1 protein-coding gene is annotated in these 273 nt (G+C 59.7%); it reads right to left on the bottom strand.

The features are described from left to right. Nucleotides 1–273, bottom strand: a 273-nt coding sequence (locus A3840_RS01750) for a phosphomethylpyrimidine synthase ThiC (protein ID WP_205633324.1), incomplete at both ends; no start/stop codon positions are given.

Raw genomic sequence — 273 nt, 5'->3', positions numbered from 1 at the left:
GTGTCCGAGAACACCTCCCAATCGAGCCTGGAGGGATCGCCATCGACTTTTTCGAGCGCTTGATAGATCGGCACCGTGCCGATGGGAACGGGCGAATTGCGGATGATCCATTCGCGGGTGGCGTGGATGTTGCGGCCGGTCGACAGGTCCATGACCGTGTCGGCGCCCCAGCGGATCGCCCAGACCAGTTTTTCGACCTCTTCCTCGACCGAGGATGAGACAGCCGAATTGCCGATATTGGCGTTGATCTTGACCAGGAAATTGCGCCCGATC

The organism is Devosia elaeis (assembly GCF_001650025.1).
GTDB lineage: Bacteria > Pseudomonadota > Alphaproteobacteria > Rhizobiales > Devosiaceae > Devosia > Devosia elaeis.
This window is presented reverse-complemented; position numbering and strand designations above follow the sequence as displayed.